The organism is Psychrobacillus sp. L3 (assembly GCF_042945595.1).
Lineage (GTDB): Bacteria > Bacillota > Bacilli > Bacillales_A > Planococcaceae > Psychrobacillus.
The window spans coordinates 1,310,543-1,322,842 of record NZ_CP168493.1; the positions used below are offsets into that span (position 1 = coordinate 1,310,543).

Genomic DNA, 12,300 nt, shown 5'->3' on the forward strand with positions numbered 1-12,300 from the left:
TTTCCTTTCCCTTCATCAATAATTGATTAGGCGACCATTGTCATTCCAATGGCCGTACATTTTATTTTCCCTTGTATTTTTAATAAACTTATCCAACCTTTTATTATAAAGATCGGGTTCATTTCGATAACTCTGTATTGTATCAATTCTAATCCTCCTGTATAGTTCAGGGAAATTAATAAAGTTCTGATACAATTGATCATCTACTTTCAAACGTGTTTCAATATCTTTATCTATAGTAAAAGATTCAGGGAGCATATCAGGGAGAATTCTCAGTCCTTCTTCTTTCATCAAACCTAATTTCATCAATCTTCGTACTCGTTCTTTATTTAATTCTGTCCAATTACTTTTTTTATTTCTTGGAGAAAGCCTTTGAGCTAGTTCAGTATCTGATAGCTTTTTCTTTATACCATCAATCCAACCGAAACATAATGCTTCTTCAACAGTATCTATATACTGGATATTTTCTGATTGGGCATTCATGCTTACTATTACGAAACAAAATCGTTCTGTATTTGAATTTTCCTTAAGCCACTCTCTTAATTCATGCCTTGTCTTAACGCGAATTAAACTGTTAATTTCCATTTTGAATGCATCCTTTCTAAAGTGAATAGTTGCTCTTAGTATAATTTCTCAATTAATTTAGAGATATTTAATTTTACAATAACTAGTGTACTTTTTAATCTATTGTCGTAAAATAGATTTGTTAGAAAGACTGTATTTAGCGTGAGCTCTTTAATGAATAGGTGTTTTTCCATTGGCTTGTTCCTTTATTCTAAATTTATCTCAGTATAAAAGAAGGAGAAAGGATGAAGAACCAGAGAATTATTAACAAACGTTCATCAGATTAAAACCGCACTTACTTATGTTACGGTGAACCGTACCACAAGTAAGTGAGGTTCTTATACTAGATAGAGAAGAGATGAGGCTGTTCCTAATGGCATAATGAATTGACTTTTAGGAACAGTCTCGTTTTGAATACTGAGGACTCAGGCCTTGTTATTATATTTGAGTCAATGTCATAATTACCTATTTCAGTTATTGTTCTTGAATATAACGTTCTATTCTCGTTGATTGGAGTGAATATTTACCTTGATCGGATTTTAAAGCTAATTGTCCTATTAAATATTGATTCGATTGAGAAATTTTTAACTTATAAATTAGGTTTTTCTAGTGCAATGGACTAAATGGGCAATTTCTCAGGATTCATGGTCATATACATTTCGTTAATTTTGACATTACAAATATAAAAACTGAGGATACTATGGACCGTGCCATTCATGTAAATCACGACTGCTGGCTGACCATTGACATTTTTAACTTCAAAATAAAAATCTTCAGGGACTTTTTTAATTATTCCGTACAATAAGGCCAAAACGTTGGATAGGGATACGATAGGACGAATAGCAGCCTTGACTATTCCTCCACCATCAGAGTATAGAATGACATTTTCAGAAATAAGTTCTAATAAGGTATCCCTATTTTGCGTTTGAAATGCTTGGATAAAGCGATTAATAATTGACTCATTTATCTCATAGTTTAAGCTTTCACCCTCAACGCGTGATATCTTCTGCTTAGCCCGGCTGAAAATTTTTCTACAGTTTTCTTCTTTCTTTTCAATGATGTTAGCAATCTCCAAATATGAGAAATCAAATACCTCTCTTAAAAGGAGGACTGCTCGTTCATCTGGCACCAAATGTTCCATCATCCGTAAATAGGCAATACTCAATCCTTCTTTTTGTAGAACAACTTCAGATGGATCTAAATCACTTGATTTCTCTAGCAATAATGGCTCAGGATTCCATGGCCCCACGTAATGTTCTCGTCTGTATCGTGCTGATCTTAATACATCGAGACAGCGGTTAGTCATCATTTTGCAGAGATACGCTTTATTATTATCTATCTTCTGTTCATTAATTTGGTACGCTTTTAAAAAGGTTTCTTGCACAATATCTTCTGCTTCCACGATTGAACCTAACATACGATAACCTATTGAAAACAACAATGGTTTAAATTGTTGATAATCCTCATTACTAATTTGCACGTTATCAACTCTTTTCCTTTTTAATGATTTCTTCCGCTGCTTGTTTACCGCTACTGACTGCTCCTACTGACAAAATAGAATTGAGTGAAGCCCAATCTCCTGCTATATATAATCCTGGAATTTCGGTTTTAAAACGGCTTAACTTTTGTTCATCTCCTATTTGAGGTAAGCGTTGGTTAACTGTAATTTGAGGGATAAAACGGCTTGTAATTACATGTTTTTGCCACCCTGGCTGTAGCTTCTCTAAGAATAGTTCAAGCTCGTTTCTAACCTTTTTTCTTTCTATGGGTTCATCTGGGTGGTGATATTTAAACACATGCAGAATTGAACTTTTTGCATCATAGGAAAGTCGTGCATAATTCGAATGTACGGAAAAATAGAAGGGATCAGTGATGCCCATGGCGAACAATCGCTTTGGATTAGGAAGTTGCGTTAAAGCAACGTCTAAAGTTGCTCCTCTTACAGTTGTTATTTGTGAAAAAAATTCCCTCTGGGGAAGATTAATCTTTTCACCTAACATTTTAATAAGTTCGTGAGGACCAGTAGTACAAATTACATACTTCCCATGAATTTCCTCGTCGTTGGCCAAAACTAAATTAAAATAATCATGTTCGACCGATTCAATTTGTTTTACAACTGTACGTGATTTAACCTGTACACCAGAGATAACTGCTTTATTGTGGAGTTGGTCTATGATTGTCTGCCAACCCCCATCTAGATAAAGTACGCCGCCCATAGCAATTTTCATATTCGATACCATTAACTTTGCGCTTGCCTTTTCAGGAGCATGGCAATACGTCGCAAGTCTTCCTAGTAAATAGAGTAATGATTGAACTTTTTCTGAACCTGCTGTTTGCTGTACCCATTGCTCGAAAGTCTGCTGTGCTAACTTTTCGGTATTAATGGAAATCACTTTCATTAAAACTCTAGCCCATTCAATACGTTCTTTCCAATTTAAAAGACTTGTTGTGAAAAGTCCTAAAGGAGTAAAAGGCGCTGCGTATTCCATATTTTTTTCAACTAAAATGCCACCTAATTTAGGGGATTTTCCTTTAAGTTGTACATCTAATTCTTCGAGAATCGACTTGGCTTTTCCTTTTTTATAAAGAGCGTGTGGACCTAAATTGAAATACTGTTCACGTATCCGATCGGTTCTAGATCTTCCACCAACTATTTTCCCTTTTTCTAGTATTAATATAGACAAATCGGTTTTAGCTAAAAAATTAGCAGCCACGAAACCAGCTATCCCACCACCGACAATAATAACATCCCATTTTTGAGTCATAATATAACCTCCCAAAGTTTATTCATAACTCAAGACGAGGATAGTAGAATATATGTGACAAGTTCATGGAAATTAGTTTATAACGGAGCTCAAATCACTTTTCATCAATGGTAATTCATATTCTTTTATAATGGATGGCTTTAAAGTGCTGGATAATTTTGTTAGAAAAATTATTTATAGGCAAAGGAATAGTAAAGTATCTTAATTTAAGGTGCCTCGTTATCGATCAATTCAGAATTGCATTACAACTTGGTGCCTTTCACTTATTTAAAAGATACGGAGAGAACATCATTTGAATAATTTAGATCAGAGTCAAAATCAATAGAGATACTTACAGACGATGAATTATTTGAAAAAGTAAAACTCATTAAGGATATTCTATTTTAAATTATATAATACAAAAGTTGCCCTTGTACTCCGAAGGCATTGAAAACTCCGATTTTTCAATTTGCTAAAACAGCTATTATGAAAAAAGGCAACTTCCCGTCAATATGGTGGAAAGTTGCCTTCTTTTTCTGCTCTCTTTTTACCCTATTTCTACTCTTTTTCCTTCGTCAAGATTATGAATTAGAGATTGACAGCGAATACGGCAAGGGGTCCCTGTATGTTTATTCCAAATAGACCCGTGGATGAGGCTAGATCATACCTGTGTCTGTTCTTTAGGTCACTGATTTTCGCTTCAATCTTGTAGAATAATTTCGCTTTTCCCTTGAATCCCTCGGTCATTTGGAAAGCTTCCTGCTCTGTATGTTCCATCGATTTAAATGAAAAAAATCGAGATATTCCACGATTAAATCGTCGAATATCTCGATAAGTTAAACTATCTGGACTTTTTCAGTGCTCTCTAGAAAAACAAGCCGTTTTTTTAGGCTTATTTTATTTTAGGGATTTAATTAAAATGGCCCTTTACAATTCTATAACTGAAACTTTAAAAATATATAATTTCTCTAGTGTCGCATTAAGATAATTTAATACACGAATTAGATTCGAATTTTCTGCATTACTATTTCTCCATAGAAAAAACCTTTATAATGGTTTGATGGTAGTAACCTATACAAATCCACTAAAAAGGATCACACAAATGGATAGGATTACATGAAAAATAGCATTTGAACAATGGTATTCACCGATTTCCAATAAATTATTGGAGACGAAAGTGAAAAACCTGCATTTAGACTACTATACGAAGAAGCTTTATATGGCCTTTAAGTGATTGTGTATTTTCATCTGAAGGAATTTGAAAAAAATTGACGTTTTTGAGAAGGAATAAAATGCCTGTTAACAGCAATAACCTTAACAGAAAAGGATTCTTTTTTCATCTTTTAGTTGAAATAGAGAATTCCACTGAAAAGCAGACAAGTCAACCTTTTAGTGGGATTTTGTGTTGGTAGGTGAATAATCTAGGATTATTATTTTTAAATTATGTTAATCTATTAATAGATGAATAATATTCTAAAATAAATGTTTTCTTAGAAATGGAGATTATGATAATGGTTACCACAGAGTTTCGTATGGAAAAAGATTTTTTAGGGGAAAAAGAAATTCCGAAAAATGCTTATTATGGTGTTCAAACAATGAGAGCAGTCGAAAACTTTCCGATTACAGGATATCGAATTCACCCGGAACTTATAAAATCTTTAGGTATCGTGAAAAAAGCAGCAGCATTAGCAAATATGGAAGTTGGCATGTTGGAGAAAGAAATCGGACAAGTGATTATTCGAGCATGTGATGAAGTTATTGCTGGGAAATGGAATGATCAATTTATTGTCGATCCAATTCAAGGTGGTGCAGGAACATCAATTAATATGAATGCAAACGAAGTCATTGCAAATCGTGCCCTTGAGTTAATGGGAGAAGAAAAAGGGAATTATACATTCATTAGCCCAAATAGCCATATTAATATGTCCCAATCAACAAATGATGCATTCCCAACGGCTATACATATCGCAGTACTGCGCTTAATGGATCAATTACTCGAAGCTACTAAAACAATGCAAAAAGCATTTGTTTCGAAAGCAAAAGAATTTGAAGGTATTATTAAAATGGGGCGTACTCATCTTCAAGATGCCGTGCCAATCTTACTGAGTCAAGAATTTGAATCATATAGTCGTGTCATTTCACGTGACATTGATCGTATTTCACTTTCGAGACAACACTTATATGACATCAATATGGGTGCAACTGCCGTTGGTACAGGATTAAATGCGGATCCTTTATATATTGAATTAGTCGTTCGAAATCTTAGTGAATTCAGTGACTTACCATTAAAATGTGCCGAACATTTAGTGGACGCTACTCAAAATACAGATTGTTATACGGAAGTATCTGCAAATTTAAAAGTTTGTATGATTAATATGTCAAAAATCGCAAATGACTTGCGCTTAATGGCTTCTGGACCACGAGATGGTTTATTTGAAATCAAATTACCTGCTCGTCAACCAGGGTCATCGATCATGCCTGGAAAAGTAAATCCCGTAATGGCTGAAGTCGTAAACCAAGTAGCTTTCCAAGTCATGGGGAATGATTTAACCATTTCTGCAGCTTCTGAAGCTGGCCAATTTGAACTAAATGTCATGGAACCGGTTCTATTTTATAATTTAATCCAATCCATTTCGATTATGAATAATGTTTTTACAGTATTTACTGAAAAATGTTTAGTAGGCATTACGGCGAATAAAGAACGTTTAAGAGAATACGTTGAAAAAAGTGTGGGAATTATCACTGCAGTAAATCCGCATATCGGATACGAACTTGCAGCTCAAATTGCAAAAGAAGCCATTGCTACCGGGGCTTCTGTACGTGAACTTTGTATACAATCTGGCGCTTTAACGGCAGAACAATTAGATTTAATATTAGATCCATTTGAAATGACACATCCTGGTATTGCTGGTGGTAGAACACTTGTAAAGAGTTGATTGCAAAGTTTAGTATGAAAGAGAAGTAAAATGAGTTTCTAATCAGATGATAAGTGTGGAACATTGGCGGGCACATTTTCATTTGATAGAAAATTATCCTGAACGCCAAATCAACATGATGAATTTAAAAACGCACTGAAGTGCATAGTGTCCAGGCGCGCAAACTATTCAAAATAGTCTCGGTGGCTGGCACCATAAATCATAGTATTTTAAAACGGCGATTCGGAATAAAAATATTAGGATCGCCGTTTTATAATAGGAAATCACAAATGAAAACCTCATTTAGATTCTTTACGGTGACCAGTTCCATATGTAAGTGCGGATTTACAAAAATTGTTAAGGGAATTATATACCGACTTAGTAGGTTAGAGAAGATAATAATTTTCTAAATATATCAATACTAAACAATTCTTTGGTGATATTGGTTATAGTTAATATGATTTTCCTGAAAATAAATGAAATATCATATGAATAATTAATTTCTAGGAATTTAAATACTAATCAATAATGAAGGATGTGTTTTTTTATGGAAGCTTCTCTATATTCAACAGAAGAAATTAATAAAAATAATCATGCTAAACTTTGTGAATTACTAATTTTACGTCATTTTTTCAAGAACTCTTTTATTTCTTCTGAATATAATGCACCATTTGAATTCGGAGAGTCTATTATATTAACATCTACTGGTGAAAAATTAGTATCAGCATTATCAATATTAAGAGGTGAAAATTATACAGAATCTGAGACAAAGCTTAGCATTCTAGATATATTCTATTCGGATGAAATATTAGTTGATATTCAAAAAACAGATTTATTACGGTTTAAAAATACATTTTCAAATGAAATTATTAAAGGAAATATTAAATTCCCATGGATATATGAAAGAATACTCTACGATCGTTTTTTTGAAAACTTTAAAATACGCCCAATGGAACTTGATAATATTAATACAAATTCACTTCTTAAAGATACTCCAATAGGTGTATTTCAATTGGGGAGAAATGTAATAGGTCCATTAGGATTGTTAGAATCAGAAGAATCTAGATGGTTACCTGTAAGACAGAGTGCACCTTTATGGCACTGCAATAATTTAAGTTGCAATAAATTGCACTTTGTAGAACTTAGCTCTGAATATGACAAAACGAGATTTGGAAGACTAGCAAAATCTATAAGCGAAGAGAGTTTACCAAAACATTTTGAAAAAAATTTAAGAGAATACGTTACTGATAACGAAAGATTTGATTACGATTTATCAGCTTTACCATTTGTTTTGATTAATTCTTTTAGTGAAAAAGAACTTAAGGATTTATTATCAGAATTAATAAATAAGAACTCGTATTTCTGGAGTAAGCGTCCTGAAAATTCTCCAATAAGCAAAAAACTCTCTGGATCAGCAAAACATATTTCGCAGAATGTTACTTTAAATGAATGTTTTCAACTAATTTTACTCTTCAAGAATATTGATATCATTTCTACTTTAGATGATCTAATTAACACGAATCAAATAATAATTCCTCATACTGAAATAAGAAGTTCATATTTCGGATATACAAGAGGCGACTCCTTAAATATGAACTGTGAAGTATCGAATTTAGGTTTTAGAGTCATTTCAAAAAATAAGAGCTTATCATCATTAAGACTTAAGCACCTAATCATGTCTATCTATAAAGATAAAGAAGAAATAGAGTGGAAACTTAGATTAGTAGAAGGAAAAGATTTTAATGATAAATTTGATAATTTATTGATGAATGAGAATCCAAAACAAATAGTAAGAGATTTTCTTCTAGATAACCCTAAACATATTAAATTTACATTTGATTATCTAATAATAAAGAACTTCTATATTCCAAATGATACTCTTCAAGAAGAAACATTAATAAATAAGATATTATGGAAATTAGGATTTAATATTAATTCGTTTCCAGATTATCTAACTAAATATTGGGACCGTTTAGAACATTTCGAAAAAATATCTTATTCAATGCATTCATATAAAGAGGAGGATAAGGAGAATATAAGGAGTTCAGCAGTTAACTTATTCGTATCGGTTGAAGAAATCTTAGATGCTAGTTTATCTTTTATAACATGGGTATTATTATCAGATCATTACGGAGAGACAAAATTTAAATTTAATTTAGATAATGCACGGTTATTTATGTCTCAAGAACTAAGCGGTAGAAAAATAACTGATAGTGGGCCGATAATATTTGATAAAAATGGAAAAAACACTCTTTATCCACTTATCCAAGGGTTTACGATTCTTGCTGACTATTGTAACGAACTTGTAAATACTCGAGATATATACAAACGAAATAATACTGATATTCCTTCATATGTAAATAAAACCGACTTATATGTATTTCCATTCCATCATAATAAAATGGTCCTAGATTTTACTGAAGAAGTATATCAAAATGTATATAACTTACTAAAAAAAGTGACGTTACTTTTTGAACAAAAAAATATAGCTAGTGTAAGAAATAGAATTGAGCATAAAAGAGAGGATTTCCCTGATAGTGTAGAAATTAATAAAGCGTGTAACGCATTAAAAGAGATTGGTGAAATATTAGAAAATAATGGAATTTGTCCAGTTGTCTATAAATTTAATGGAACTTTCATAGATACTTTCAGAAGAGGTTTAAATTCTTATATTAATTATAAAGGTCAGCAAATTAATATTAGTACATCCTCTCAATATAATCTGGCTAATCTACCAAATTTAGAAGATACTTTAGTAATCATGCCAGCTATTAGATTAGAGAACTCTAATCAATACTTGAGATATAGATATAATGAAACCTCAGAATATACAAAAATGTACAAAGGTTACCCAAGGAGAATGATTGAAATAACAAATTAGTAATTAATAAACTCTTTAAATTCCAATTTTGATATCTTCGTAAAAATAGAGATGAAAATTTGCACTAAGATATATTACGGTGAACCGTATCATGTCCAATGTGGTGTTTATTACCTAAAACAAAAGATTATCAAAATAGCTCATCAAGCTACTCTGATAATCTTTTTTTATTTCTTCATCAACCTTATCTTCTCCTCATCCGGAGTAACAAACACCGTAGTCTGCTCAAAATAAATAACAAACCCCGGTTTAGCCCCACTCGGCTTCTTCACTTGCTTAATCACCGTAAAATCTACAGGCACCGAAGCAGACTCCCGAGCTTTACTAAAATATGCTGCAAGATTCGCTGCTTCTAAAAGAGCTGTTTCCGATGGATTATCCGAATGTATAACAACATGGGATCCTGGGATATCCTTGGTATGAAGCCATGTATCCGATTTTTTAGCTAACTTAAATGTAACAAAATCATTTTGTTTATTATTTTTACCAACCGAGATTTCTGTACCATCTGATGCAAAGAATTTTTCAGGTGTTGGCTTCGTTGGTTTTTTCTTCTTTTTCGAAGCTCGTACTTTTAATAAGCCTTGCTCCATTAATTCTTCTCTAATTTCTTCGATGTCTGTTGGAGATGCTTGCATCACTTGTTGCAATAGTAATTCAAAGTAGGCAATATCTTCATTCGTAATCTCGAATTGTTGTTCAATTTTTAGTAATGCGGTTTTTGCTTTTGTATAGCGACTGTAATAGCTTTGTGCATTTTGCGTTGCTGATTTTCGGTTATCTAAAGGTATGAGAACTGTTTTTCCATCCTCATCGTAGTAGTTCAATAGCTCGACTTCTTTTAGCCCTTTTTCAATTGAATACGAATTTGCCATTAAAAGCTCTCCATACAATTGGAATGTATCTAATTTTTCGGCTTGTTCAAAGTCTTTTTGGAGTTTTTTCATCTTCAGCTTCAATTTGTTTAATTCGTTTTGAAGCCATCTTTCTAAGTCTCCAGCTTGTTGTTTTACACGATCTCGTTCTGCTTTTGCGAAATACACTCTATCAAGTAAATTCCCTAGCGTTTTTTCGCTAAATTTGTCGCCATCTAGATGAGTTAATTCATTCGGTGAATAATACGTTTTTCCGCCTGATTCGACAATTTGTAATGCCGCTCCACCTTGTTCGAATTCCTTCATATATTCCTTGTAAATTTCGACACGATTCGCACCGTTTTGGAATCGATGAAGTAATTCTTTTGCATGTAAAGGAGAGAAACCGGAAATCTGCTCGACGATCTCATTGGATTCATTGACAGATTGAATCACTTTCAACAGTTCCTCCGAATACGCTAAGGGATGGAGCTTGTTTTGAGCAGGAGGTGCAATATAGGGCTGACCAGGTAAAATTGTTCGGTAACTATTCATAGAAGGTGATAAGTGCTTTATGCTTTCCAAAATTAGATTTCGAGTTGGGTCAACTAATAGTAAGTTACTATGACGTCCCATAATTTCCATATGGATTTCTCGTGTAATATCATCTCCAATTTCGTTTTTACTTTGAATTTGGAAGATAAGTATCCGATCGGTTTCATGTTGGCGAATGGAAGAAATAATTCCGCCTTCTAGATGTTTACGTAAAACCATGCAAAATAATGGAGGTGTTGCAGGATTGTCAATTGTTTCGTTTGTAATTTGCACACGAGAATAGGAAGGGTGTACAGAAAACAATAATTTATAGTTCTGCCCTTGAGCACGAATTTGCATTAAAATTTCTTGCGCATTTGGTTGATGTATTTTAGAAATACGTCCTGTTATTAATTGTTGCAATTCAGTTTTCATTGAAATTGTAAATAAACCATCAAAAGCCATAATATATCCTCTTTCAAAACTTTATTTTTTGAACTGGCTCAAAACGCCAGGTTCTTTATATCGATTCACTTTTTCCTAAAAAATTGTCCTGTTTCAGCGCCTTGCCAGTGAACTGAAATACTATAATTCAGCATTATAAATAGTAACTATTCGCTTAATCTTAACTTTATATGAAAGGATTTATCGCGGCGGCGTGAGACTCCTGCGGGATCAGCGAGACAGACGAGACCCCGCACGAAGCGTAGCGAAGGAGGAGGCTCGGCGCTCGCCCCGCGGAAAGCGAATGCCAGAGCGATAAATCCGAGTAGCAAGTCTGTTCTGCTACGAGCCAACGCTTTTCTTTATTATCTTATCATTTTAAAGGAAACTTGTGTTATAATCATTAAAGTATGTAAACTGTTATAAATGTACAGGCAAACGGAGTATGCATGTATATGAAGGAGACATTATGCGAAGAGAAAAAGGTATATTGATCGTTTTATCAGGCCCTTCTGGTGTCGGTAAAGGGACAGTGAGAAAAGAATTGTTTTCAGAGCCCGGAACAAATTATGAATATTCCATCTCTATGACGACTAGACTTCCTCGTGAAGGCGAAGTAGATGGTGTAGATTATTTCTTTAAGCAGAAAGAAGCGTTTGAACAGTTAATTGAACAAGGGAAGTTATTAGAATATGCCTCATATGTAGGAAATTATTATGGTACTCCGATTGATTATGTTAATGAAACACTCGATTCTGGCCGAGATGTGTTTTTAGAAATAGAAGTACAGGGAGCAAGTGTTGTACGTCAAAAAGCTCCAGAAGCACTTTATATTTTCTTAGCTCCCCCTAGCTTATCTGAACTAGAACAGCGACTAATAGGTAGAGGAACGGAAACAGAAGATGTGATCAATTCTAGAATTCAAGCTGCTAGGCAAGAACTAGAAATGATGCATTTATATGATTATGTCGTTGAAAATGATGAAGTTGCAATAGCGTGTGCAAAAATTAATGCGATTGTTGCTGCCGAACATTGTCGACGTGAACGTGTAGAAAAAAGATATTTAGCCATGTTGGAAGGGGAATTATAAATGTTATATCCATCAGTAGACTCATTAAAAAATAAAATCGATTCCAAATATTCGTTAGTAAGTGTAGCTTCCAAAAGAGCTAGACAGTTACAAGAAGAAGGCGGCGAGCGTTTAACTTCATATGTTTCTGCTAAACAAGTTGGGAAAGCACTAGAAGAAGTAGCACAGGGTGAGCTTACGATCGAATCATCCCATGAAAATGCAATTTACGAGGACGAAGTATAATACATTTTGAAGCAAACACCTCCCAAAGAATGAATAGTTCTTTGGGAGA

General features: G+C 33.5%; 8 protein-coding genes. 4 read left to right on the forward strand and 4 right to left on the reverse strand.

What is annotated here, in order from left to right:
• Positions 1-15: 15 nt before the first annotated feature.
• From ACEPXD_RS06180 to ACEPXD_RS06190, 3 genes are all read right to left on the reverse strand, one after another.
• Positions 16-585, reverse strand: coding sequence for a YdeI/OmpD-associated family protein (locus ACEPXD_RS06180; protein WP_391121090.1), 570 nt, complete (start codon positions 583-585; stop codon positions 16-18).
• Positions 586-1,183: 598 nt separating this feature from the next.
• A complete protein-coding gene (locus ACEPXD_RS06185) occupies positions 1,184-2,044 on the reverse strand; it encodes an RNA polymerase sigma-70 factor (protein ID WP_391121093.1) in 861 nt (286 codons plus the stop codon).
• Positions 2,045-2,048: 4 nt separating this feature from the next.
• Positions 2,049-3,329 (reverse strand): phytoene desaturase family protein, encoded by a 1,281-nt coding sequence (locus tag ACEPXD_RS06190; protein ID WP_391121096.1) that lies wholly within the window; start codon positions 3,327-3,329, stop codon positions 2,049-2,051.
• 1,490 nt (positions 3,330-4,819) lie between these two features.
• Here ACEPXD_RS06190 and aspA point away from each other — a divergent pair.
• A complete protein-coding gene (aspA, locus tag ACEPXD_RS06195; RefSeq protein WP_391121099.1) occupies positions 4,820-6,244 on the forward strand; it encodes an aspartate ammonia-lyase in 1,425 nt (474 codons plus the stop codon).
• Positions 6,245-6,770: 526 nt separating this feature from the next.
• A complete protein-coding gene (locus ACEPXD_RS06200; protein WP_391121102.1) occupies positions 6,771-9,104 on the forward strand; it encodes a hypothetical protein in 2,334 nt (777 codons plus the stop codon).
• A gap of 167 nt (positions 9,105-9,271) precedes the next feature.
• On the opposite strand, the gene ACEPXD_RS06205 is transcribed toward ACEPXD_RS06200, so the two are convergent.
• Positions 9,272-10,957 carry an NFACT family protein gene (locus tag ACEPXD_RS06205; protein WP_391121105.1) on the reverse strand — a complete coding sequence of 562 codons (1,686 nt, stop codon included), beginning with the start codon at positions 10,955-10,957 and terminating at the stop codon, positions 9,272-9,274.
• A gap of 448 nt (positions 10,958-11,405) precedes the next feature.
• Between ACEPXD_RS06205 and gmk the strand changes: the two genes are divergently transcribed.
• Positions 11,406-12,026 carry a guanylate kinase gene (gene gmk, locus ACEPXD_RS06210; RefSeq protein WP_391121108.1) on the forward strand — a complete coding sequence of 207 codons (621 nt, stop codon included), beginning with the start codon at positions 11,406-11,408 and terminating at the stop codon, positions 12,024-12,026.
• Positions 12,027-12,251: a DNA-directed RNA polymerase subunit omega gene (rpoZ, locus tag ACEPXD_RS06215; RefSeq protein ID WP_151699422.1), complete on the forward strand. Its 225-nt coding sequence runs from the start codon at positions 12,027-12,029 to the stop codon at positions 12,249-12,251.
• Positions 12,252-12,300 lie beyond the last annotated feature (49 nt).